The sequence below is a fragment of the Pseudocitrobacter faecalis genome, from assembly GCF_965231525.1.
Classification (GTDB): Bacteria; Pseudomonadota; Gammaproteobacteria; order Enterobacterales; family Enterobacteriaceae; genus Pseudocitrobacter; species Pseudocitrobacter faecalis.
In genome coordinates this window covers 574,713-598,884 of record NZ_CBDDNJ010000002.1, presented here as the reverse complement: position 1 = coordinate 598,884, position 24,172 = coordinate 574,713, and the positions used below count along the sequence as shown (strand labels likewise).

The window sequence follows — 24,172 nt, the reverse complement described above, 5'->3', positions numbered from 1 at the left end:
ATGTGTACCACCTGTGGTTGTGGAGAAGGTAACCTCTATATAGAGGGAGACGAACATAACCCGCACTCGCCGTTTCGCAGTGCGCCTTTCGCCTCTGCTGCACGGCCAGCAATGACCATTACGGGCGTGAAAACCCAGCAATTCGAACCAACGCGCGCCGACAACGGCGACCTGCATTACGGTCACGGCGAAGCGGGAACCCACGCGCCGGGCATGAGCCAGCGTCGCATGCTGGAAGTCGAAATTGACGTGCTGGACAAAAACAACCAGCTCGCCGCGCGTAACCGCGCTCGCTTTGCCGCCCGTGAACTGTTAGTGCTGAACCTGGTATCCAGCCCTGGCTCCGGTAAAACCACTCTGCTCACCGAAACCCTGATGCGCCTGAAAGACAAGGTGCCTTGCGCCGTTATTGAAGGCGATCAGCAAACGGTGAACGATGCCGCCCGTATTCGCGCCACCGGCACCCCAGCCATTCAGGTCAACACCGGGAAAGGTTGCCACCTCGACGCGCAGATGATTGCCGACGCCGCGCCGCGCCTGCCGCTGGATAATCACGGCATTCTGTTTATCGAAAACGTTGGTAATCTGGTGTGCCCGGCAAGTTTTGATCTGGGTGAAAAACACAAAGTCGCCGTACTGTCGGTTACTGAAGGCGAAGACAAACCGCTCAAATATCCGCATATGTTTGCCGCCGCGTCTATCATGCTGCTCAATAAAGTTGACCTGTTGCCGTACCTCAACTTCGACGTTGAAAAGTGCATCGCTTACGCCCGTGAAGTGAATCCGAACATTGAAGTGCTGCTGATTTCCGCCACCAGCGGCGAAGGCATGGACACCTGGCTAAACTGGCTGGAGGCACAGCGATGTGCATAGGCATTCCGGGGCAAATCTGCGCCATTGATGGCGTGCAGGCGAAAGTGGAAGTCAGCGGCGTAAAGCGCGACGTTGACTTGACGCTGGTTGGCGCAGTGGATGAACAGGGCCAGTCGCGCATCGGCCAGTGGGTGCTGGTGCACGTCGGTTTCGCCATGAGCGTGATTAATGAAGAAGAAGCCCGCGACACGCTCGCGGCGCTACACAACATGTTTGAAGTCGAGCCGGACGTCGGCGCGCTGCTGTATGGCGAGGAGCACTGATGCGTTTCGTTGATGAATATCGCGCACCTGAGCAGGTGATGCAGCTTATCGCGCACCTGAAATCTCGTGCGGCGCTTCTGAACTACACCGCCGCTCGTCCGCTGCGCATTATGGAAGTGTGTGGCGGCCACACCCACGCCATTTTCAAGTTCGGGCTCGACCAGCTTCTGCCGGATAACATTGAGTTTATCCACGGGCCGGGCTGCCCGGTATGCGTGCTGCCGATGGGGCGCATTGATAGCTGTATTGAAATCGCCAGCCATCCGGAAGTGATTTTCTGCACCTTTGGCGATGCGATGCGCGTGCCGGGGAAAAATGGCTCGCTGATGCAGGCGAAATCGCGCGGCGCGGACGTGCGCATTATCTATTCGCCGATGGACGCGTTGAAACTGGCACAGCAGAACCCGGATCGCAAAGTAGTGTTCTTTGGCCTCGGCTTCGAAACCACCATGCCGGCGACCGCCATTACGCTGCAACAGGCGCGTATCCAGCAAATCGATAACTTCTTCTTTTTCTGTCAGCACATCACGCTCATTCCTACGCTGCGTAGCCTGCTTGAGCAACCGGACAACGGCATCGACGCGTTCCTCGCGCCGGGCCACGTCAGTATGGTCATCGGCACCGACGCCTACGGGTTTATCGCCAGCGATTTTCATCGTCCATTAGTGGTCGCTGGATTCGAACCGATTGATCTACTGCAAGGCGTGAACATGCTGGTTGAGCAGAAAATAGCGGATAACATTCAGGTAGAGAATCAATACCGCCGGGTCGTGCCCGATGAAGGCAACCGGCTGGCACAGGTGGCTATCGCCGATGTGTTTACCGTGAAAGGCGATAGCGAATGGCGCGGTCTGGGGCTTATCAATGACTCTGGCGTGCAGTTAACCGAAAAATATCAATCCTTTGATGCAGAAGCGCACTTCAAACCTGCGCCGCAAAATGTAAGTGATGACCCGCGCGCGCGCTGCGGCGACGTGCTAACCGGGCGCTGCAAACCGCATCAATGCCCGCTTTTCGGCAACACCTGTAATCCACAAAGTGCCTTCGGCGCACTGATGGTTTCCTCCGAGGGAGCCTGCGCCGCCTGGTATCAATACCGCAGTCAGGAATCAGAAGCATGAAAAGTATTCAGCTTGCTCACGGCAGTGGCGGCCAGGCAATGCAGCAGTTGATTGGCGACCTGTTTATGCAGGCATTCGCCAACCCGTGGCTGGCGGAGCAGGAAGATCAGGCGCGCCTTTCGCTGGCAACATTGACCGCGCAGGGCGACCGTCTGGCCTTTTCCACCGACAGCTACGTTATCGACCCGCTCTTCTTCCCCGGCGGCAACATCGGCAAACTCGCGGTATGCGGCACGGCGAATGATGTCGCGGTCAGCGGTGCGATCCCACGCTTCCTCTCCTGCGGCTTTATCCTCGAAGAAGGGCTACCGATGGAGACGCTGGAAGCGGTGGTGAACAGCATGGCGGCGACGGCGAAAGCGGCGGATATCGCTATTGTGACCGGCGATACCAAAGTGGTGCCGCGCGGCGCGGCAGATAAACTGTTTATCAATACCGCCGGTATGGGGGCTATTCCGGCGGATATTCACTGGGGGGCGGCGCAATTGCAGCCGGGCGACCAATTATTGGTGAGCGGTACCCTGGGCGACCACGGAGCGACTATTCTTAACCTTCGCGAGCAGATGGGGCTGGATGGCGAACTGGCAAGCGACTGTGCGGTACTGACACCACTGATTCAGGCGCTGCGTCATATTCCTGGCGTGAAGGCCCTGCGCGATGCCACCCGTGGCGGCGTGAACGCCGTGGCGCATGAGTATGCCGCCACCAGCGGTTTCGGTATTGAACTGCACGAGCAGAAACTGCCGCTGAAAGAGGCGGTGCGCGGCGTGTGTGAACTGCTGGGGCTGGATGCGCTTAACTTTGCCAACGAAGGCAAACTGGTGATCGGTGTGGCGCGCGATGCGGCGGAAGCCGTACTGGAAGCGCTGCGTGCGCATCCACTGGGGCGCGATGCGGCGATCATTGGCGAAGTGACCGAACGCAAAGGCGTACGCGTCGCCGGGCTGTATGGCGTAAAACGCACGCTCGATCTTCCGCACGCCGAGCCGCTGCCGCGGATTTGCTGAGTGCCAATATTATGCCGGGGGCGCTACGCTTGCCCGGCCTACGGGTAAGCACAGCGGCACACGGCACCGTTCGTCGGACATGATGGTTTGGCCGTTGTAGGTCGGGTAAGCGAAGCGCACCCGACACCATGCACCGGCATGACGGTTTGGTCGTTGTAGGTCGGGTAAGCGAAGCGCACCCGACACCATGCACCGGCATGACAGTTTGGCCGTTGTAGGTCGGGTAAGCGAAGCGCACCCGACACCATGCACCGGCATGACGGTTTGGTCGTTGTAGGTCGGGTAAGCGAAGCGCCCCCGACACCATGCACCGGCATGATGGTTTGGTCTTTATAGGTCGGGTAAGCACTGCGCCACCCGACAAAAAAGCAGGTTCCGCCCTGCCATTACTCTTTTTTCTTTTTCCGTACCCTCACGGTACGTTTGTGGGCTAATCAATGTCGTATACACCGATGGGCGATCTCGGTCAGCAAGGGCTGTTCGATATCACCCGGACACTTCTGCAACAACCCGATCTGGCGGCGCTTAGCGAAACGCTAACGCGGCTGGTAAAGCAATCTGCACTGGCAGATCGGGCAGCCATCGTACTGCTGCAGGCGGGCAATCACCGCGCCAGCTATCATGCGACGCATGAAGCAGGGAAACCCATTGCCTGGGACGACGACAACCTGCTGGCGAACGGCCCGGTGCGTCGGCTGCTTTCGCGCCCGGACGCCCTGCACTGCGACTATCACGAATTCAGCGAAACCTGGCCGCAGCTCGCCGCAAGCGAACTCTATACGCCTTTTGGTCATTACAGCCTGTTGCCACTCGCCGCAGAGGGTCGTATTTTCGGCGGCTGCGAATTTATTCGCGACACCGACCAGCCATGGACGGAAAAAGAGTACCAACGGCTGCAAACTTTCACCCAGATAGTCGCCGTGGTCACCGAGCAAATTCAGACTCGGGTCACCAACAATGTCGATTACGATTTGCTGTGCCATGAGCGCGATAACTTCCGCATTCTGGTTGCCATTACCAACGCCGTCCTCTCGCGTCTGGATATGGATGACCTGGTGAGTGCGGTAGCCAAAGAGATCCACTACTACTTTCGCATCGACGCCATCAGCATCGTGCTGCGCAGCAATCGCAAGGGCAAACTGAACATTTACTCCACACACTATCTGGATGTGAACGATCCGGTTCACGATCAGAGCGAAGTGAGTGAAGCCGGTACGCTGACCGAGCGCGTATTCAAAAGCAAAGAGATGCTGATGCTCAACCTGCGTGAGCAGGATAATCTCGCGCCCTATGAACGCATGCTGTTCGACATGTGGGATAACCAGATCCAGACTCTGTGCCTGCTGCCGCTGATGTCGGGTAATACCATGCTGGGTGTGCTGAAACTTGCCCAGTGCGATGAAAAAGTCTTTACCGCCACCAACCTTAAGCTATTGCGTCAGATTGCCGAACGCGTGGCCATCGCGGTAGATAACGCTCTCGCCTATCAGGAAATTCATCGACTGAAAGAGCGGCTGGTGGATGAGAACCTGGCGCTAACCGAGCAGCTTAACAACGTTGAAAGCGAGTTCGGCGAAATCATTGGTCGCAGCGAAGCCATGTACAGCGTGCTTAAGCAGGTTGAGATGGTGGCACAAAGCGACAGCACGGTGCTGATCCTCGGGGAAACCGGCACCGGGAAAGAGCTGATTGCCCGCGCGATCCACAACCTCAGCAACCGTAACGGTCGCCGGATGGTGAAAATGAATTGCGCCGCCATGCCTGCCGGTCTGCTGGAAAGCGATCTCTTTGGCCACGAGCGCGGTGCGTTTACCGGGGCGAATACGCAACGCATTGGCCGATTTGAACTGGCCGATAAAAGCTCGCTGTTCCTTGATGAAGTCGGCGACATGCCGCTGGAACTTCAGCCAAAACTGCTGCGCGTATTACAGGAGCAGGAGTTTGAGCGTCTCGGCAGCAATAAATTGATCCGCACCGATGTGCGTCTGATCGCCGCCACCAATCGCGATCTGAAACAGATGGTGACCGATCGCGAATTCCGTAGCGATCTCTACTATCGCCTGAACGTCTTCCCGATCCACCTGCCGCCGCTGCGCGAGCGCCCGGAAGATATTCCGCTGCTGGTGAAAGCCTTCACCTTTAAAATCGCCCGCCGTCTGGGGCGCAATATCGACAGCATTCCGGCGGAAACTCTGCGCACCCTGGAACGTATGGAGTGGCCGGGTAACGTGCGAGAGCTGGAAAACGTGATTGAACGCGCCGTACTGCTGACGCGCGGCAGCGTGCTGCAACTTTCGCTGCCGGAAGTAACCATCACCCCGGATGAACCCACCGCGCCTGCGGCGACCTGCGCTATGGACGGGGAAGATGAATTCCAGCTAATCACCCGCGTGCTGAAAGAGACCAACGGCGTCGTCGCTGGGCCAAAAGGTGCGGCGCAACGACTGGGGCTGAAACGCACCACGCTGCTGTCGCGCATGAAGCGTTTGGGCATTGATAAAGACGCTCTGCTCCCCTAAACACGCAAACATACACAGCGCCAAATCAATGGCGCTGTTGTTTTTAATACAGGACAAAACAGAGATCTCACTTTCAAAATCTGCGTACAATAATCCAGTATTTCGCCAGATTGTCTCCTGTCTTCGCCCCCCTGATTTGCCTACCTTAGACGCATCACCTGTTCTGAGGAGCAACCCACATGACCCATCGCATTGAACGCCTGAAAGACGCCCTTTTCGCTCACCCGCGTGAAATCTCTCTTGAGCGCGCCCTGCTCTACACCGAAAGCCATCGCCAGACAGAAGGCGAGCCGGTGATGATTCGCCGCGCCAAAGCCACCGCGCACATTCTGGACAATGTCGCCATCAGCATTCGCGATGATGAACTGATCGCGGGCAATCGAACGATTAAGCCGCGCGCCGGGATTATGTCACCGGAAATGGATCCTTACTGGTTGCTCAAAGAGCTGGATCAGTTCCCGACGCGTCCGCAGGATCGGTTTGCCATCAGCGACGACGACAAGCGTTGCTATCGCGAAGAACTTTTCCCGTACTGGGAAAAACGGTCGATGAAAGATTTCATTAACGCCCAGATGACCGATGACGTGAAAGCCGCTGTTGGTACGCAGATTTTCAGCGTTAACCAGACCGATAAAGGCCAGGGTCATATCATTATCGACTACCCGCGCTTGCTGAATAACGGCCTCGCCGCGCTGGTTTCAGAGATGAAAACGCACTGCGATGGGCAGCCCGAAAATCATTTTTATGCCGCGGTATTGATTGTGCTGGAGGCCGCGCAGCGTCATATCCTGCGCTATGCCGAACTGGCCGAATCGCTGGCCGCAGCGTGCCCGGATGCCATGCGCCGTCAGGAACTGCTCTCTATCGCTGCGACATCACGCCATAACGCCGAACAGCGCCCGGAAGATTTCCATCAGGCGTGTCAGTTGTTCTGGTATATGAACATCATTCTGCAATACGAATCTAACGCCAGTTCCATTTCCCTGGGCCGTTTCGATCAGTACATGCTGCCCTTCTGGCAGGCGTCGCTCAACCGTGGCGTTGACGCGCAAACGCTGCGCGAATTGCTGGAATCCCTGTGGGTGAAATGTAACGACATCGTGCTGCTACGTTCCACCAGCAGCGCCCGCTATTTTGCTGGTTTCCCGACGGGCTATACCGCACTGCTCGGTGGTTTAACCGAGAATGGCCGCAGCGCCGTTAACGCCCTTTCGTTTATGTGTCTGGATGCTTACCAGAGCGTGCGCCTGCCACAGCCAAACCTTGGCGTGCGCATCAATGAACTGATCGATCGCCCGTTCCTGCGTAAAACCGCCGAGACCATTCGCCTTGGTACCGGCATTCCGCAAATTTTTAACGATGAAGTGGTGGTTCCGGCGTTTTTAAACCGTGGCGTGTCGCTGGAAGATGCGCGCGATTACGCGGTGGTCGGCTGCGTTGAGCTGTCGATCCCAGGGCGCACCTACGGGCTGCACGATATCGCCATGTTTAACCTGTTGAAGGTGATGGAAATCGTGCTGCATGAAAATGAGGGCAATCCGGATATCGACTGGGAGGGCTTGCAGGCGCAGATCCGCGACAAGATCCGCCATTACATCAAGTTAATGGTTGAAGGCAGCAATATTTGCGATATCGGTCATCGCGACTGGGCTCCTGTGCCGCTGCTTTCATCGTTTATCAGCGACTGCATGGTCAATGGCAAAGATATCACTGAAGGCGGTGCGCGCTACAACTTCTCCGGCGTGCAGGGCATCGGTATCGCCAACCTGAGCGATTCGCTGCACGCGTTAAAAGGCATGGTATTTGACCAGCAACGCATGAGCTTCGATGAACTGCTGGCGGTGCTGAAAGCCAACTTCGAAACACCAGAAGGGAAAGAAGTTCGCGCACGCCTGATTAACCGTTTCGATAAATACGGCAACGATATTGATAAAGTGGACAATATCAGCGCCGATTTGCTGCGTTTTTACTGCAAAGAGGTGGAAAAATACCGCAACCCGCGCGGCGGTCAGTTTACACCGGGTTCCTATACGGTTTCCGCACACGTGCCGCTGGGTTCAGTCGTTGGCGCAACGCCGGATGGCCGTTTTGCCGGAGAGCAACTGGCGGATGGCGGATTGTCACCCATGTTGGGCCAGGATTGTCAGGGGCCAACGGCGGTGCTGAAATCGGTGAGTAAACTGGATAACTATTTGCTATCGAACGGGACGCTGCTGAATGTGAAATTCACCCCGGCGACGCTGGAAGGCGAAAGCGGCCTCAGCAAACTTTCTGATTTCCTTCTCGCCTTCACCAAACTGAAGTTGCAGCACGTGCAGTTCAACGTGGTCAACGCCGATATGTTGCGTGAAGCCCAGCAGCGCCCGCAGGATTTTGCCGGGCTGGTGGTGCGCGTGGCCGGATACAGCGCCTTCTTTGTTGAGCTGTCGAAGGAGATTCAGGATGACATCATCCGCCGCACCGCGCATCAGCTGTGAGGTCACTGAAATGCGCGCCGATAAGGCGCGCATCTTCAATATCCAGCGCTATTCGTTGAACGACGGTCAGGGCATCCGCACGGTGGTCTTTTTTAAAGGCTGCCCGCATCGCTGCCCGTGGTGCGCCAACCCGGAATCCCTGTCGCCCAGAATCGAAACCGTGCGCCGCGAGAGTAAATGCCTGCGCTGCGTTCGCTGTCGCCAGGATGCGGATGAGTGCCCGTCTGGCGCATGGGAACATATTGGCCGCGACGTCACGCTGGAACAGCTTGAGCGTGACGTGTTGAAAGATGAAATCTTCTTTCGCGCGTCAGGCGGCGGTGTCACGCTGTCCGGTGGAGAAGTATTGATGCAGGCAGAATTTGCGACGCGCTTTTTACAGCGATTGCGTCAGTTAGGCATTCGCACCGCGATTGAAACCGCAGGCGATACCGCATTCAGCCGTTTGCTGCCGCTGGCTCAAGCCTGTGATGAGGTGTTGTTTGATCTCAAAATCATGGATGCCGAACGCGCCCGCGAGGTGCTGAATATCAATCAACCGCGCGTGCTGGATAATTTTGAGCGACTGTTGAAGGAAGGCATTCGGGTGACGCCGCGTTTACCGCTGATCCCCGGTTTTACGTTAACCGACGAAAATGTGGCGCAAATCCTGGCGTTTCTCGCCCCGCTTCCCGTCGCGGAAGTGCATCTGTTACCGTTCCATCAGTATGGTGAACCCAAATACCACCAGCTCGATAAAGTCTGGCAGATGGCAGGCATCCCCGCCCCCGCGGAGCAGGATATCGCCCCGCTGCGGGAAAAAGTGGAACGCGCTGGCTATCGGGTGGTGATGGGCGGATAACTATTTCGTACTGGGTTTCTTGCGATATTTTTCAGGCAGTTCCGGTACAGGGCGTTTGTCATCAATCAGATGGCGGACGGTGAGAATCGGATGACGCCAGAGCATTCGTGGCCCGGCCCAGCGCATAATCTGCTTCATCTCTTCGCGCTTCGCCGGCTGATAACAGTGCACCGGGCACTGTTTGCAGGCCGGCTTTTCTTCACCGAATACGCATTTGTCGAGGCGTTTATCGGCATAACGGTTCAGCGCCTGATAGTGTTCCTCATCAGCTTGTGCATCCGGGCATTGCCGCTGATAAAGCGAAATCATGCAACGGATAGTCTGTTTTTCTCGTTCAATGCGTTTGCCTGACATCCCCGCCCCCCTAAATAAGTTGCATAGATAATACACCTTACAAGCTGTGAATGCATTACTGTCACCTTGTCACAGGAAACCGATCTTAAACCACAATTGGAAGGCGCAACGCACAACCGCGCAGATTGTTAAATCAACATCGTATTGATGGTACAATCGCCCCCTCCAATAAGCTGAATTTCATCGGCGGCGTTGACGCGAACCTGTTCACTTTCGTGGTCGCGCATGAGATGCGAAATTCTCACTAACGCATTAAAAGTAAAGAGAATGGAATAACGAATTCGATGAGTACGATTGATAACCTTGACGCCCACACGCCGATGATGCAGCAGTATCTCAAGCTGAAAGCCCAGCATCCGGAAATTCTGCTGTTCTACCGTATGGGCGACTTTTACGAGCTGTTCTACGATGACGCCAAACGCGCATCGCAACTGCTGGATATTTCGCTTACCAAACGCGGCGCTTCTGCAGGCGAACCGATTCCGATGGCGGGCATTCCGCATCACGCCGTGGAAAACTATCTCGCGAAGCTGGTGAATCAGGGCGAATCCGTTGCTATTTGCGAACAGATTGGCGACCCGGCAACCAGTAAAGGCCCGGTCGAACGCAAGGTTGTGCGCATCGTCACGCCGGGCACCATCAGCGATGAAGCCCTACTGCAGGAGCGCCAGGACAACCTTCTGGCGGCTGTCTGGCAGGACAGCAAAGGCTACGGCTACGCGACGCTGGATATCAGCTCCGGGCGTTTTCGCCTGAGCGAACCGGCTGACCGGGAAACCATGGCGGCAGAGCTGCAACGCACTAATCCTGCGGAACTGCTGTATGCAGAAGACTTTGCTGAGATGGCGCTGATTGAAGGCCGTCGCGGCCTGCGCCGTCGCCCGCTGTGGGAATTTGAAATCGACACCGCGCGACAACAGCTTAATCTGCAATTCGGTACGCGCGATCTCATCGGTTTTGGTGTGGAAAACGCCCCGCGCGGCCTGTGCGCCGCCGGTTGTCTGTTGCAGTACGTGAAAGACACCCAGCGCACGTCCCTGCCGCATATCCGTTCCATCACCATGGAGCGTCAGCAGGACAGCATCATCATGGATGCGGCCACCCGCCGCAATCTGGAGATCACCCAGAATCTGGGCGGAGGCGTGGAAAATACGCTGGCGTCGGTACTGGATTGCACCGTCACGCCGATGGGCAGCCGTATGCTCAAACGCTGGTTGCATATGCCAGTACGGGATACGAAAGTTCTGGTCGAGCGCCAGCAAACCATCGGCGCGCTGCAGGATGCAACCGGCGAGCTGCAACCGGTACTGCGTCAGGTGGGCGATCTCGAACGTATTCTGGCGCGTCTTGCGCTGCGTACCGCGCGCCCGCGTGACCTTGCTCGTATGCGTCACGCCTTCCAGCAACTGCCTGAACTGCGCGCCCAACTCGAAAACGTTGATAGCGCTCCGGTGCAGATGCTGCGCGAAAAAATGGGCGAGTTCACCGAACTGCGGGAACTGCTCGAACGCGCGATTATCGACGCGCCTCCGGTGCTGGTGCGCGACGGCGGTGTCATCGCGCCAGGCTATCATGAAGAGCTGGATGAGTGGCGGGCGCTGGCTGACGGCGCAACCGACTACCTCGATCGCCTCGAAATTCGTGAACGCGAACGTACCGGTCTGGATACCCTGAAAGTCGGCTTTAACGCCGTACACGGCTATTACATCCAGATTAGTCGCGGGCAGAGCCATCTTGCCCCCATCAACTATGTTCGCCGCCAGACGCTGAAAAATGCCGAGCGCTATATCATTCCTGAGCTGAAAGAGTACGAAGACAAAGTTCTCACCTCGAAAGGAAAAGCGCTGGCGCTGGAAAAACAGCTTTACGACGAACTGTTCGACCTGCTGCTGCCGCATCTGGCCGATCTGCAACAGAGCGCAAGCGCCCTGGCGGAGCTGGATGTGCTGGTGAACCTTGCCGAGCGCGCCTATACGCTGAACTATACCTGTCCGACCTTTATCGACAAACCGGGGATTCGCATCACTGAAGGCCGCCATCCGGTGGTTGAAAAGGTGCTGAACGAGCCATTTATCGCCAACCCGCTGAATCTGTCACCGCAGCGTCGCATGTTAATCATCACCGGCCCGAATATGGGCGGTAAGAGTACCTACATGCGTCAGACCGCGCTGATTGCCCTGTTGGCTTACATCGGCAGCTACGTGCCTGCGCAAAGCGTGGAGATTGGCCCGATTGACCGTATCTTTACGCGCGTTGGCGCGGCGGATGACCTGGCGTCCGGGCGCTCAACCTTTATGGTGGAGATGACCGAAACGGCTAATATTCTGCATAACGCCACCGAAAACAGCCTGGTTCTGATGGACGAGATTGGCCGCGGTACATCGACCTACGACGGTCTGTCACTGGCCTGGGCGTGTGCGGAAAATCTGGCGAATAAGATCAAAGCATTAACGCTGTTTGCCACCCACTACTTCGAGTTGACTCAGTTACCGGAGAAGATGGAAGGCGTGGCTAACGTGCACCTTGATGCGCTGGAGCACGGCGACACCATCGCCTTTATGCACAGCGTACAAGATGGTGCGGCGAGTAAAAGCTACGGCCTGGCGGTCGCGGCGCTGGCGGGTGTGCCTAAAGAGGTGATCAAACGTGCGCGGCAGAAGCTGCGCGAGCTGGAGAGCATTTCGCCAAATGCCGCCGCGACGCAGGTCGATGGCACCCAGATGTCTTTGCTGTCAGTAGCGGAAGAAACGTCGCCTGCGGTCGAAGCACTGGAAAATCTCGACCCGGATTCACTCACCCCGCGTCAGGCGCTGGAGTGGATTTATCGGTTAAAGAGTCTGGTGTAGCCTGATGGCGCTACGCTTATCCGGCCTGGGAAACACAGGCCGGGTAAGGCGTAGTCGCCACCCGGCATTACGTGTTTAACGCTTATCTTCCGTCAGCAGCGGCGGAATGCTCGGCACCATTGGCGCGTCATCAATATCTTTCTGCGTCATACGGAACGCTTCCGGATAATGTTCGCGGCGGGTGCGGCGTAATGGTTCGGTATCGCGCCAGGTATAAAGGCAATGCTGGCACTGGTATACCGTCCAGACATCTTTCACCGGCGATTTCGCCATCACTTCAATCTGTTCATCGGCACAACGTGGACAAATCATCTTCTTCTCCTTATTGACGTGCGGCCAGCATAGCGGTCAGTTTTTCAGCCCAGGCTTTGGTTTCTGGTAAATCCACCACCGGCTGGCTGTAGTGACCACGGTTGTCTGGCGCGACAGGCGTGGTGGCGTCGATAATCAGTTTGTCGGTGATCCCCGCCGGGCTTGAGCCAGGGTCGAGTTCCAGCACGGACATATTCGGCAGTTGCACCAGGTCGCCCGCCGGGTTCACTTTCGAGGAGAGCGCCCACATCACCTGCGGCAGGTTGAACGGGTCAACGTCTTCATCGACCATAATCACCATCTTCACGTAGCCCAGACCGTGCGGTGTGGTCATCGCCCGCAGGCCCACCGCGCGGGCAAAGCCGCCGTAGCGTTTTTTGGTGGAGATAATTGCCAGCAGGCCATGGGTGTACATGGCATTCACCGCCTGCACTTCCGGGAACTCGGCTTTCAGTTGCTGATACAACGGCACGCAGGTGGCTGGCCCCATCAGGTAGTCGATTTCCGTCCACGGCATCCCGAGATAGAGCGATTCAAAAATGGGTTTGCTGCGATAAGAGACTTTATCAATGCGCACCACGGTCATATTGCGCCCGCCGGAGTAGTGGCCGGTAAACTCACCGAATGGCCCTTCAATCTCACGTTTGCGGCTTTCGATGACCCCTTCGAGGATCACCTCCGAGCCCCACGGCACATCAAAACCGGTCAATGGCGCGGTGGCGATCGGATACGGGCTTTCGCGCAGCGCGCCTGCCATTTCATACTCAGACTGATCGTATTTCAGCGGCGTGGCCCCCATCAGGGTGATGATCGGATCGTTACCGAGCGTGATCGCAATCGGCAGATCTTCACCACGCTCTTCCGCTTTATGCAGATGGAGGGCGATATCGTGCATCGGCACTGGCTGCAGGCCGAGCTTACGCTTACCCTTCACTTCCATACGGTAAATGCCGACGTTCTGCTTGCCGAAGTTATCCGGATCAAGCGGATCGCGGGAAACCACGCAGGCTTTGTCGAGATAGAAACCGCCATCGCCATCGTTTAAACGAAACAGCGGCAGGATATCGAACAGGTTAATCTCTTCGCCATCAACGGTATTCTGCGCCCACGCGGGATCCGCGCGGCGTTCCGGGGCGATCGGGAAGTTATCCCAGCGGCGGATAAACTCATCAATCTGTTTTTTAACCGGCGTATTTGGCGGCAGGCCGAGGGAGATGGCGTGATTCTGCCAGGAACCGATGGTGTTCATCGCCACGCGCGCATCGGTAAAACCGCGAATATTATCGAACCACAGCGCCGGTGCGCCGTCGCCAATACGCCCGGTGGCATTGGCAGCGGCGGCCAGATCCGGCTCGGCGTTCACCTCTTCGCTGATTTTCAGCAATTGCCCCTGGTCGTCGAGCGCCTGTAAAAAGCTGCGTAAATCATCAAAAGCCATTATGCATTCTCCTGTGAAAATGAGTGTGCCGACGGAAGCCCCTTCCAGCGGCGGGCCTTGTGATACTTCAGGCCGAATTGGTCCAGCACGCGGGCGACGATGTGATCGACAATATCGCCCACCGATTCCGGATGGTTATAGAAAGCAGGCATAGGCGGCACCATCGCCACGCCCATGCGCGACATCGCGAGCATATTTTCCAGATGAATGGTGCTGAGCGGCATTTCACGCGGTACCAGCACCAGCTTGCGCCCCTCTTTGAGCACCACATCCGCCGCGCGCCCCACCAGGCCATCGGCGTAGCCGGCGCGAATCCCCGCCAGCGTTTTCATGCTGCATGGGATAACAATCATGCCGTCAGTCTGGAATGAGCCTGAAGAGATGGTCGCCGCCTGATCCGCCGGGCTATGGCTGAAATCCGCTAACGCGGCGACATCACGCGCACTGTAGGGCGTTTCCAGCTCGATGGTGGTTTTGGCCCATTTCGACATCACCAGATGCGTTTCAACATCTGGCATATCACGCAGCGCCTTTAGCAGCGCGACGCCAAGCGGTGCGCCTGTTGCGCCTGTCATCCCCACTATCAGTCTCATTCTTCACCTCAATATATTTGTTCGTGTACGAACGTTTTAGTTAAATTACGTCAGAATAGCCTTATGCACAATATTGTTCGTACACGATCGCACTCAGAGCTAAAAAATGAAGGATTAAAAAAACGCCGCGTAGCGGCTATCATGAGGAAAAGTTTTTACAACGGGGTTTTCATGGAGTTAAGAAACGAAGCATTTCACCTGCTGCGCCAGCTTTTTCAGCAACACACCGCGCGCTGGCAGCAAGAATTGCCAGAGCTGACCAAGCCCCAGTACGCCGTGATGCGCTCGATTGCCGAACATCCGGGCATTGAGCAGGTCGAATTAACGGAAGTGGCGGTCAGCACAAAGGCGACGCTTGCTGAGATGTTGAGCCGCATGGAAAGCCGCAATCTGGTGCGCCGCGAGCACGATCCCGCCGATAAACGCCGTCGTTTTGTTTTTCTCACGGAAGAAGGTGAAGCGTTATTGAACGCAAAACAAACCGTCGGCAACGCCGTGGATGAGGAGTTTTTGGGGCGATTAAGTAAGGAAGAGCGCGAACTGTTCACGCGACTGGTGAGAAAGATGATGGGGTGAATAACCCGTCATCTACAAAAGAAAAAGGCCAGTCTCTCGACCGGCCTTTTTGACGAATGTTCACTTACTCGCGGAACAGCGCTTCGATATTCAGCCCCTGCGTCTGCAAAATTTCACGCAGACGACGAAGACCTTCAACCTGAATCTGACGAACGCGTTCACGAGTCAGGCCAATTTCGCGGCCCACATCCTCAAGCGTTGCAGCTTCATACCCCAGTAAACCAAAACGACGAGCCAGCACTTCACGCTGTTTGGCGTTCAGTTCGAACAGCCATTTGACGATGCTCTGTTTCATATCATCGTCCTGCGTGGTGTCTTCCGGGCCGTTTTCCTTTTCATCGGCCAGGATGTCCAGCAGCGCTTTTTCAGAATCGCCGCCCAGCGGCGTGTCGACTGAGGTAATGCGCTCGTTGAGACGCAGCATACGGCTCACGTCATCAACCGGTTTATCCAGCTGTTCGGCAATCTCTTCCGCACTTGGCTCGTGGTCCAGTTTATGGGACAACTCACGCGCCGTACGCAGATAGACGTTCAGCTCTTTGACGATGTGAATCGGCAAACGAATGGTACGGGTTTGGTTCATAATTGCCCGTTCAATCGTCTGGCGGATCCACCAGGTCGCGTAGGTTGAAAAGCGAAACCCGCGTTCCGGGTCAAACTTCTCAACGGCGCGGATAAGCCCCAAATTGCCCTCTTCAATGAGATCCAGCAGTGCCAGACCACGATTGCCATAACGGCGAGCAATTTTTACCACCAGACGCAGGTTACTCTCGATCATTCTGCGACGGGAGGCGACGTCTCCACGCAATGCACGACGTGCAAAATAGACTTCTTCTTCGGCTGTTAACAGTGGAGAATAACCGATCTCTCCAAGGTAAAGCTGAGTCGCGTCCAGCACACGCTGTGTGGCCCCCTGCGATAACAGCTCTTCCTCAGCCAGGTCGTTATCACTGGGTTCCTCTTCTACTAAGGCTTTCTCATCGAAAACCTCTGCTCCGTTCTCATCAAATTCCGCGTCTTCATTTAAATCATGAACTTTCAGCGTATTCTGACTCATAAGGTGGCTCCTACCCGTGATCCCCAGGCAAAGCACCTTATCACTTCATCTCCAGACGGCGTGTTCACACCGCCTGAAAGACTCCGTGCTTAGTACTCTGCCGAATTATCGCTGCGGCAAATACTGCAGCGGGTTTACGGATTTCCCCTTGTAACGAATTTCAAAATGCAAGCGTGTAGAACTGGTTCCGGTGCTACCCATGGTAGCTATTTTTTGCCCCGCCTTAACCTCTTGTTGTTCCCGGACCAGCATTGTGTCGTTATGGGCGTAGGCGCTCAGGTAATCATCGTTATGTTTGATGATAATTAAGTTACCGTAACCTCGCAGTGCATTACCGGCATACACAACACGACCATCCGCGGTCGCGGTGATAGCCTGTCCTTTGCTACCTGCGATATCGATGCCTTTGTTGCCTCCTTCGGAGCCGCCAAAGCCTTCGATGATTTTGCCGTCAGTCGGCCAGCGCCAGGACGAAATTGGCGCGCTGGTTGTCGTGCTGCTGGCATTCGGTACGGAAGAGCTCGCAACAGGTGCCGTTACAGGCGCTGTGACTGTCGTCGCAGGCTTGTTATTAGGCAACATCTTGTTAGCACTTTGTTCACCTGAATCCTCAGAATACGTAATTGTTGGTTGCGACGCAACAGCCACGGTTGAATTTTGTGCAGGTTTCGCGACCGTCGTCTGAGAAGAGGTCGCCGCCTGCGCGCTCGCCATGGCGACCGGGTTGTTGCCGGTAATCGGCTGACCGGACGCGTTGCCAACCTGCAGCACCTGACCGACATTCAGCGCATAAGGCGCGGCGACATTATTGCGTTGTGCCAGATCGCGGAAATCATTACCGGTAACCCATGCGATGTAGAAAAGCGTGTCACCATGCTTAACGGTATAGGTACTTCCCCCCGTGTAGCTGCCTTTCGGAATATCACCATATTTTCGGTTATAGACGATGTGACCGTTCTGCATTTGCACCGGCTGCTGGGCAACAGGTTGCTGAGTGACTGGCTGAATCTGCGTCGGCTGGGTTTGTACCGGCTGCACTGGCTGAATTTGCGGCGTCGCCGGCACGCTGTTTTGCGCTGTTCCGCCCGCTTTTTGCTGTGGCGTGATGAGCATGCCGGAATTCGTGCTGCTGGAGGTGTTTCCGTTAACAGAGGTTACCGGCGCAGGCGGATTGTCCGATGAAGTACAACCTGCCAGCCAGAGTGAAACCAGTGATAATGCCGCAACACGGCGTACGGTGATTTTTGGGCTTCCCGCGCTCATTTATCCCCCAGGAATAGTGTTAACTGCCAGTGTGTTAATAACCGTGTCGCGTCCATCGTGGATGCTTACAAAGTCTCACCACGATACGCTGAATTGTGCCGAAAAACCTAAGAAAAATCCGGGTCTCAGGCCAGTTCTCCTTTGACTAAAGGAACAAAACGCACGGCTTCCACGGTATCAATAATGAATTCGCCTCCCCGCCGATGAACGCGTTTTAGAAACTGATGTTCATCACCCACGGGTAAAACGAGAATGCCGCCTTCATCCAGCTGCGACATCAGCGCCACCGGAATTTCCGGCGGTGCGGCCGTGACGATAATGGCGTCGAAAGGCGCACGCGCCTGCCAACCCTGCCAGCCATCGCCATGGCGAGTAGAAATATTATGCAAATCAAGCTGCTTCAGGCGACGTCTTGCGTGCCATTGCAAACTTTTAATGCGTTCAACCGAGCACACGCGCTGCACCAGATGCGCCAGAATCGCGGTCTGATACCCGGAGCCGGTGCCAATTTCCAGCACGCGCGATTCCGGCGTCAGCTCCAGCAATTCGGTCATCCGTGCAACCATATAAGGCTGAGAAATGGTTTGCCCCTGCCCTATCGGTAAAGCGACGTTTTCCCAGGCTTTATGTTCAAACGCCTCATCAACAAATTTTTCGCGGGGAACGCGGGCAATAGCATCCAGCACCCGCTCGTCGCGAATGCCCTGCGTGCGAAGTTGTTCCAGAAGCGCCAGTACGCGTCCGCTTACCATTGCGTATCCACTCCCGCCAGTTCCAGCCAACTGCCTACGACTTCACGGGCGCTATGCGCGGTTAAATCGACATGCAGCGGCGTGACGGAAACATAACCGGCGTCAACCGCGGCAAAATCCGTATCCGGGCCGGCATCCTGTTTTTCGCCCGGCGGGCCAATCCAGTAGAGCGTATTGCCGCGCGGATCCTGCTGCGGGATCACTTTATCCGCCGGGTGGCGGCTGCCGCAACGGGTCACGCGAATACCTTTAATTTGATCGAGCGGTAAGTCCGGTACGTTGACGTTGAGAATACGCCCGGTGCGCAGCGGTTCACGTGCCAGCGCGCGCAGCAGCGTGCAGGTGACCGCCGCTGCCGTGTCGTAATGCTGCGTGCCATTCAGTGACACCGCCAGCGCCGGGAAACCGAGGTGACGCCCCTCCATCGCCGCCGCAACGGTACCGGAATAAATAACGTCATCGCCCAGATTCGGCCCGGCATTAATACCCGACACGACGATATCCGGACGCGGGCGCATCAGTGCGTTAACGCCGAGATAGACACAGTCCGTCGGCGTGCCCATCTGCACGGCGATATCGCCGTTTTCAAACGTAAAAGTACGAAGAGAAGATTCCAGGGTCAGCGAGTTTGATGCGCCACTGCGGTTACGATCGGGTGCAACTACCTGAACCTCGGCAAATTCCCGTAAGGCTCTGGCCAGTGCCTGTATGCCTGGCGCGTGGATCCCGTCATCGTTACTCAGCAATATTCGCATATTCACCTGTTGTATTGATAAGTTCCCTTACCACGCTGGTCGCAAAGCTGCCCGCCGGGAGCCAGAAACGCAACTCTACGGTTACGTCGTCCCACCAGTTCCACTCAAGCTGTTGTGGATAGAGCAGCATTGCGCGCCGCGCGGCTTCTACTTTTTCGCGCACCAGCAGCGACTGAAGCGCGGTTTCTTCTGCAAGCTGAAGTTGTTCAAATGCGAGCGCTTCACGCTGAGTTCCCCAGTCGCCGCTGCCCGGTAAGGACGCGGTGATCATCAGTTCACGCGCATCCACACGCGTTTGCAATTCGGGCATTTCTTCAGGCGTGGCAACAAACCAGCTGCCGCGTCCCGCTAATTGTAGCGCATCGCCATCAACAACTTGATTAAATTCCGGTTTCTGTAAGCGTGCGCTCACCAGCTGATTAAACAACGCACTGCGCGCTGCCGACAACCAAAAACTGCGTTTATTGCGATCGCGCACCGGCGCACCGCTTTCAGCCCAGCGCAGCGCGCCCTGTAGGTTACTGCCACCAATACCAAAACGCTGCGCGCCGAAATAGTTCGGCACACCCCGGGCGTTAATCGCCTGCAAGCGGGCGTCAACATCCTCGCGATGGCTGACCTCGCGCAGAATAAGCGTGAACTGGTTGCCTTTAAGGGCACCTAAACGCAGTTTACGCTTATGTCGCGCATACTCCAGCACCTGGCAGCCTTCCAGCTCGAACTTGCTTAAATCGGGCATCTCTTTGCCCGGCACGCGCGCGCAGAGCCACTGCTCGGTGACCGCGTGTTTGTCTTTCTGCCCGGCAAAGCTTACTTCGCGGGCGTGAATTTTCAGAAATTTTGCCAGCGCGTCAGCCACGAAACGGGTATTGCAGCCATTTTTCAGGATCCGCACCAAAATGTGCTCGCCTTCGCCGTCAGGCTCAAACCCTAAATCTTCCACGACCAGGAAATCTTCCGGGTTGGCTTTCAGCAACCCGTGTCCCTGCGGCTTCCCGTGCAGGTAAGTCAGGTCATCAAATGCAATCATTTGTTTGCCTTATACAACAGAGCGACCGCTTCGCAGGCGATGCCTTCACCGCGCCCGGTAAATCCGAGTTTTTCGGTGGTGGTCGCTTTTACGTTAACGTCATCCATATGGCAGCCAAGATCTTCAGCAATAAACACGCGCATTTGCGGGATATGCGGCAGCATTTTCGGCGCCTGGGCGATGATAGTGACATCGACGTTGCTCAGGGTGTAGCCCTTCGCCTGCACGCGTTTCCAGGCTTCACGCAGCAGCGCACGGCTGTCTGCGCCTTTGAACGCCGGATCGGTGTCCGGGAAAAGTTTCCCAATATCGCCCAACGCCGCCGCGCCAAGCAGAGCATCGGTCAGCGCATGGAGCGCGACGTCGCCGTCCGAGTGGGCAAGCAGCCCCTTCTCGTAAGGGATGCGCACGCCGCCGATAATAATCGGCCCTTCGCCGCCAAACGCGTGTACATCAAAACCGTGTCCAATTCGCATTATGCTTTCTCCTGGTGTCCCGATCGGGTGAGGTAAAATTCTGCCAGCGCCAGATCTTCCGGGCGTGTCACTTTAATATTATCAGCGCGTCCGGCAACCAGCGCCGGATGAAAACCACAATATTCCAGCGCCGAGGCTTCATCGGTGATGGTTGCGCCTTCGTTGAGCGCCCAGGTCAGGCAATCGAAGAGTAATTCGCGGGGGAAGAACTGCGGCGTCAGGGCGTGCCACAGATCGTTGCGATCAACCGTATGGGCGATAGCCGGTTTGCCGGGCTCCGCGCGTTTCATGGTATCGCGCACCGGCGCGGCCAGAATACCGCCGACGCGGCTGGTTTCGCACAGCGCCAGCAGTCGCGCCAGGTCATCCTGATGCAAACAAGGCCGCGCGGCATCGTGCACCAGCACCCAGTCAGCATTCCCTGCGGCTTTCAGGCCGGCCAGCACGGAATCGGCGCGTTCGGCACCGCCGTCGACAACGGTAATCTGCGGATGCTGCGCCAGAGAGAGTTGGCTGAAACGCTCGTCTCCGGGAGAGACAGCGATGATCACCCGCTGAACGCGCGCGTTAGCCAGCAGCGCATCCACCGAATGTTCGAGAATCGTTTTGTTACCGATTGAGAGATATTGTTTCGGGCAGTCCGTTTGCATGCGGCGACCAAATCCGGCCGCCGGAACCACGGCGCAAACGCCCGGAAAAGTTGCTGCCATGTGTTAATCCTGGGCTTATTCTGTTTATCGGTTTGTTTGCCCTGAACTCTGATTGCGTTTCGATGCATCCGGTACCAGACGGTAGAAGGTTTCACCCGGTTTCGTCATGCTGAGTTCATTGCGTGCGCGTTCTTCGATTGCTTCCTGGCCACCGTTAAGATCGTCAATTTCGGCGAAAAGCTGATCGTTGCGCGCTTTTAATTTGGCGTTGGTCGCCTCTTGTACTGATACGTCATCACGGACCCGGCTAAAGTCATGCAGACCATTTTTGCCGAACCACAGTGAATACTGCAACCACACCAGCAAAGCCAGTAATAGCAGCGTTAATTTACCCATCCTGCCCCCTGAAAAACGGCATCATCATCCCAAAACTTGCCGTCGTACTCTACGCCGGCTGCGGACGATACCGCGTCACGCGGGCAATGTATCACATTTTGCCTGCCGATACTTATGTCTCGTTGTCGGGCGATTGTGCGGATATTCACAGAATATGTCGGGCTTAGCCCATCAACCATAGAAATAATAGACCGCACAACGCGGCGACGGTAAGCAACGTTGCGATAATACTGTAGCGCAATTTGCTGTTTACCAGCGAGTGGATTGCCACGCCAATCACCACGGCAACGGGCATCAGCGCAAGGAAGAAAGGCCAGGTATAAAGGAAGAAAAACAGGGTGTTATTGCCATACCAAAGGTAGGGAATACCCAATGCAATCAGCCAGGCGACGAAACCCACGGTGGCGCCTGACAAAGACCAGGTGGTTTCGTCATCGGGCGGGGGAATGGACTCTGAACGCGTCAGGCTGATGTTTTGAGTATTGCGCATAGTTAATCCTGTCAGGCCGGGCAACGATACGCCCGGCACTCTCTCAGGATCTGATGATATCGTCCTGTCTCAGCAGGTCTAACATTTGGTCTACTAAATTTGTTACCAATTGTTCACCATCGAGGTGGATTTCAGGATGTTCGGGGGATTCATATACTGAATCAATGCCGGTAAAGTTGCGCAGTTCACCGGCACGCGCTTTCTTGTATAAGCCTTTTGGATCGCGGGCTTCGCAGGTATTGAGCGGCGTATCGACGAACACTTCGATAAAGCGCCCTTCCCCTACCCGCTCGCGTACCATCTGGCGCTCAGCGCGATGGGGAGAAATAAATGCCGTCAATACCACCAGCCCGGCATCCACCATCAGGTTAGCCACTTCGCCTACCCGACGGATATTCTCTTTGCGATCGTCATCGCTAAAGCCGAGATCGCTGCATAAACCGTGACGCACGTTGTCACCATCCAGCAGATAAGTGCTGACGCCCAGTTTATGCAACGCTTCTTCCAGCGCGCCGGCAACGGTGGATTTCCCCGAGCCTGAGAGCCCGGTAAACCACAGCACAACCCCACGGTGACCGTGGAGTTGTTCACGCTGTTGCGCAGTGACCGGGTGAGCGTGCCAGACGACGTTTTCGTCATGCACCGCCATCACTTGCCTCCCAGCAGGTCACGCGCGCCCCAGTGTGGGAAGTGTTTACGCACCAGCGCGTTCAGCTCCAGCTCAAAAGCACTGAATTCCGACACGACTGACGTCGGAGCAGTATACGGTTCGCGCACCATACCAGCGCCCACCGTGACGTTGGTCAAACGGTCGATAAAGATAAGACCACCGGTAACCGGGTTTTGCTGGTATTTATCCAGCACCAGCGGTTCATCAAAGGTCAGATCCACCAGGCCGATACCGTTTAGCGGCAGGTTATCGACGTCACGCTGGGTCAGGTTATTGATATCCACCTGATACTGAATACCGTCCACGCGGGCGCGGGTTTTCTTGCCCGCGATTTTGATGTCATAGCTCTGGCCCGCCGCCAGCGGTTGTTCCGCCATCCACACCACATCCACGGATGCACTCTGTACGGCAGGCAGCGTTTCGGTGGCATCCAGCAGCAGGTCGCCACGGCTGATGTCGATTTCGTCCTTCAGCACCAGCGTCACGGCTTCTCCCGCGAACGCTTGCTGCAAGTCACCGTCAAACGTGACGATACGCGCGATGGAGGATTCCACGCCAGACGGCAATACTTTAATGCGTTGCCCCACGCTGACGTTCCCGGAGGCCAGCGTGCCGGAGAACCCACGGAAATCGAGGTTCGGACGGTTCACATACTGCACCGGGAAGCGCATCGGCTGGCTATCGACCACACGCTGAATCTGCACGGTTTCCAGCACTTCCAGCAGCGTTGGGCCACTGTACCACGGCATTTTTTCGCTCTGACTGGCAACGTTATCCCCTTCCAGCGCCGACAGCGGCACGAAGCGGATATCAAGGTTGCCAGGCAATTGTTCGGCAAAGGTCAGATAGTCCTGACGGATCTGCTCAAATTTCTCTTCGCTGAATGCCACGAGATCCATTTTGTTGATCGCCACCACCAGATGTTTGATCCCCAGCAGCGTGGAGATGAAACTGTGGCGGCGGGTTTGATCGAGCACGCCTTTACGCGCGTCAATCAGCAGGATCGCCAGGTCACAGGTGGACGCTCCGGTCGCCATGTTACGAGTGTACTGCTCGTGCCCTGGGGTGTCGGCAATAATAAATTTGCGTTTTTCGGTGGAGAAATAGCGATACGCCACGTCAATGGTGATGCCCTGCTCGCGCTCGGCCTGTAAGCCATCCACCAGCAGCGCCAGATCCAGGCGTTCACCCTGCGTACCGTGGCGCTTGCTGTCATTGTGCAGCGAAGAGAGCTGATCTTCATAAATCTGACGGGTATCGTGCAGCAAACGGCCAATCAGCGTACTTTTGCCATCATCCACGCTGCCGCAGGTCAGAAAACGCAGCAGGCTCTTGTGTTGCTGGGCGTGCAGATACGCTTCAACGCCGCCTTCATCCGCAATTTGTTGTGCAATTGAACTGTTCATGGCGGCT

The 24,172-nt window shown here is 56.3% G+C and carries 24 protein-coding genes; 9 read left to right on the top strand and 15 right to left on the bottom strand.

All coding sequences use genetic code 11. From position 1 onward, the window contains the following. From hypB to ACOXYR_RS03440, 7 genes are all read left to right on the top strand, one after another. A complete protein-coding gene (gene hypB / locus ACOXYR_RS03470) occupies window positions 1-873 on the top strand; it encodes a hydrogenase nickel incorporation protein HypB (protein ID WP_113857677.1) in 873 nt (290 codons plus the stop codon). Then, a complete protein-coding gene (locus tag ACOXYR_RS03465) occupies window positions 864-1,136 on the top strand; it encodes a HypC/HybG/HupF family hydrogenase formation chaperone (protein ID WP_108476393.1) in 273 nt (90 codons plus the stop codon). Before hypB ends, ACOXYR_RS03465 begins: the two co-directional genes overlap by 10 nt. Then, the gene (gene hypD / locus ACOXYR_RS03460; protein ID WP_108476392.1) at window positions 1,136-2,257 is read left to right on the top strand and encodes a hydrogenase formation protein HypD; all 1,122 of its coding nucleotides are present in this window, start codon (window positions 1,136-1,138) and stop codon (window positions 2,255-2,257) included. Before ACOXYR_RS03465 ends, hypD begins: the two co-directional genes overlap by 1 nt. Next, on the top strand, window positions 2,254-3,264 hold the full coding sequence (hypE, locus tag ACOXYR_RS03455) for a hydrogenase expression/formation protein HypE (protein WP_421356566.1): 1,011 nt from the start codon (window positions 2,254-2,256) through the stop codon (window positions 3,262-3,264). The genes hypD and hypE overlap by 4 nt, the downstream gene beginning before the upstream one ends. A 437-nt stretch (window positions 3,265-3,701) precedes the next feature. Next, on the top strand, window positions 3,702-5,783 hold the full coding sequence (gene flhA, locus ACOXYR_RS03450) for a formate hydrogenlyase transcriptional activator FlhA (protein WP_113857679.1): 2,082 nt from the start codon (window positions 3,702-3,704) through the stop codon (window positions 5,781-5,783). Between the two features lie 179 nt (window positions 5,784-5,962). Further along, the gene (locus ACOXYR_RS03445; protein WP_421356373.1) at window positions 5,963-8,260 is read left to right on the top strand and encodes a formate C-acetyltransferase; all 2,298 of its coding nucleotides are present in this window, start codon (window positions 5,963-5,965) and stop codon (window positions 8,258-8,260) included. After that, window positions 8,226-9,101 carry a [formate-C-acetyltransferase]-activating enzyme gene (locus tag ACOXYR_RS03440; RefSeq protein ID WP_421356372.1) on the top strand — a complete coding sequence of 292 codons (876 nt, stop codon included), beginning with the start codon at window positions 8,226-8,228 and terminating at the stop codon, window positions 9,099-9,101. The genes ACOXYR_RS03445 and ACOXYR_RS03440 overlap by 35 nt, the downstream gene beginning before the upstream one ends. Here the strand turns inward: ACOXYR_RS03440 and ACOXYR_RS03435 are convergent, their stop codons facing one another. Next, complete coding sequence (locus ACOXYR_RS03435) at window positions 9,102-9,455, bottom strand: nitrous oxide-stimulated promoter family protein (RefSeq protein ID WP_108476387.1); 354 nt, start codon at window positions 9,453-9,455, stop codon at window positions 9,102-9,104. 284 nt (window positions 9,456-9,739) lie between these two features. On the opposite strand from ACOXYR_RS03435, the gene mutS reads away from it, so the two are divergent. Next, entirely contained in the window at window positions 9,740-12,301 is a 2,562-nt protein-coding gene (gene mutS / locus ACOXYR_RS03430) for a DNA mismatch repair protein MutS (RefSeq protein ID WP_421356371.1), read from the top strand. A gap of 75 nt (window positions 12,302-12,376) precedes the next feature. Here mutS and ACOXYR_RS03425 read toward each other — a convergent pair whose 3' ends face one another. The 3 genes from ACOXYR_RS03425 to ACOXYR_RS03415 are packed head-to-tail and all read right to left on the bottom strand — an operon-like array spanning window position 12,377 to window position 14,644. Beyond that, window positions 12,377-12,613, bottom strand: coding sequence for a non-oxidative hydroxyarylic acid decarboxylases subunit D (locus ACOXYR_RS03425; RefSeq protein WP_189623954.1), 237 nt, complete (start codon window positions 12,611-12,613; stop codon window positions 12,377-12,379). A 10-nt stretch (window positions 12,614-12,623) separates the two neighbouring features. Further along, window positions 12,624-14,051 carry a non-oxidative hydroxyarylic acid decarboxylases subunit C gene (locus ACOXYR_RS03420; protein ID WP_113857687.1) on the bottom strand — a complete coding sequence of 476 codons (1,428 nt, stop codon included), beginning with the start codon at window positions 14,049-14,051 and terminating at the stop codon, window positions 12,624-12,626. Next, on the bottom strand, window positions 14,051-14,644 hold the full coding sequence (locus ACOXYR_RS03415; RefSeq protein WP_421356370.1) for a non-oxidative hydroxyarylic acid decarboxylases subunit B: 594 nt from the start codon (window positions 14,642-14,644) through the stop codon (window positions 14,051-14,053). Before ACOXYR_RS03415 ends, ACOXYR_RS03420 begins: the two co-directional genes overlap by 1 nt. A gap of 171 nt (window positions 14,645-14,815) precedes the next feature. Between ACOXYR_RS03415 and ACOXYR_RS03410 the strand changes: the two genes are divergently transcribed. Continuing rightward, window positions 14,816-15,220 carry a MarR family winged helix-turn-helix transcriptional regulator gene (locus ACOXYR_RS03410; RefSeq protein WP_189623953.1) on the top strand — a complete coding sequence of 135 codons (405 nt, stop codon included), beginning with the start codon at window positions 14,816-14,818 and terminating at the stop codon, window positions 15,218-15,220. Between the two features lie 64 nt (window positions 15,221-15,284). On the opposite strand, the gene rpoS is transcribed toward ACOXYR_RS03410, so the two are convergent. The 11 genes from rpoS to cysN all read right to left on the bottom strand — a co-directional run bounded on the left by rpoS (window position 15,285) and on the right by cysN (window position 24,165). Then, a complete protein-coding gene (rpoS, locus tag ACOXYR_RS03405) occupies window positions 15,285-16,277 on the bottom strand; it encodes an RNA polymerase sigma factor RpoS (protein WP_015963258.1) in 993 nt (330 codons plus the stop codon). Window positions 16,278-16,382: 105 nt separating this feature from the next. Further along, complete coding sequence (nlpD, locus tag ACOXYR_RS03400) at window positions 16,383-17,540, bottom strand: murein hydrolase activator NlpD (protein ID WP_350435699.1); 1,158 nt, start codon at window positions 17,538-17,540, stop codon at window positions 16,383-16,385. Between the two features lie 125 nt (window positions 17,541-17,665). After that, the gene (locus ACOXYR_RS03395) at window positions 17,666-18,292 is read right to left on the bottom strand and encodes a protein-L-isoaspartate(D-aspartate) O-methyltransferase (RefSeq protein WP_015963256.1); all 627 of its coding nucleotides are present in this window, start codon (window positions 18,290-18,292) and stop codon (window positions 17,666-17,668) included. Then, window positions 18,286-19,047 carry a 5'/3'-nucleotidase SurE gene (gene surE / locus ACOXYR_RS03390; protein ID WP_113857689.1) on the bottom strand — a complete coding sequence of 254 codons (762 nt, stop codon included), beginning with the start codon at window positions 19,045-19,047 and terminating at the stop codon, window positions 18,286-18,288. Before surE ends, ACOXYR_RS03395 begins: the two co-directional genes overlap by 7 nt. Next, on the bottom strand, window positions 19,028-20,077 hold the full coding sequence (gene truD, locus ACOXYR_RS03385; RefSeq protein ID WP_421356369.1) for a tRNA pseudouridine(13) synthase TruD: 1,050 nt from the start codon (window positions 20,075-20,077) through the stop codon (window positions 19,028-19,030). Before truD ends, surE begins: the two co-directional genes overlap by 20 nt. Further along, the gene (ispF, locus tag ACOXYR_RS03380) at window positions 20,074-20,553 is read right to left on the bottom strand and encodes a 2-C-methyl-D-erythritol 2,4-cyclodiphosphate synthase (protein WP_015963253.1); all 480 of its coding nucleotides are present in this window, start codon (window positions 20,551-20,553) and stop codon (window positions 20,074-20,076) included. Before ispF ends, truD begins: the two co-directional genes overlap by 4 nt. After that, the gene (ispD, locus tag ACOXYR_RS03375; protein WP_421356368.1) at window positions 20,553-21,263 is read right to left on the bottom strand and encodes a 2-C-methyl-D-erythritol 4-phosphate cytidylyltransferase; all 711 of its coding nucleotides are present in this window, start codon (window positions 21,261-21,263) and stop codon (window positions 20,553-20,555) included. Before ispD ends, ispF begins: the two co-directional genes overlap by 1 nt. 24 nt (window positions 21,264-21,287) lie before the next feature. After that, window positions 21,288-21,599 carry a cell division protein FtsB gene (gene ftsB, locus ACOXYR_RS03370; RefSeq protein WP_015963251.1) on the bottom strand — a complete coding sequence of 104 codons (312 nt, stop codon included), beginning with the start codon at window positions 21,597-21,599 and terminating at the stop codon, window positions 21,288-21,290. 163 nt (window positions 21,600-21,762) lie between these two features. Then, window positions 21,763-22,089, bottom strand: coding sequence for a DUF3561 family protein (locus ACOXYR_RS03365; protein ID WP_015963250.1), 327 nt, complete (start codon window positions 22,087-22,089; stop codon window positions 21,763-21,765). Window positions 22,090-22,132: 43 nt separating this feature from the next. Continuing rightward, on the bottom strand, window positions 22,133-22,738 hold the full coding sequence (gene cysC / locus ACOXYR_RS03360) for an adenylyl-sulfate kinase (RefSeq protein ID WP_108476362.1): 606 nt from the start codon (window positions 22,736-22,738) through the stop codon (window positions 22,133-22,135). After that, complete coding sequence (gene cysN, locus ACOXYR_RS03355) at window positions 22,738-24,165, bottom strand: sulfate adenylyltransferase subunit CysN (RefSeq protein ID WP_421356367.1); 1,428 nt, start codon at window positions 24,163-24,165, stop codon at window positions 22,738-22,740. Before cysN ends, cysC begins: the two co-directional genes overlap by 1 nt. Window positions 24,166-24,172: the final 7 nt, after the last annotated feature.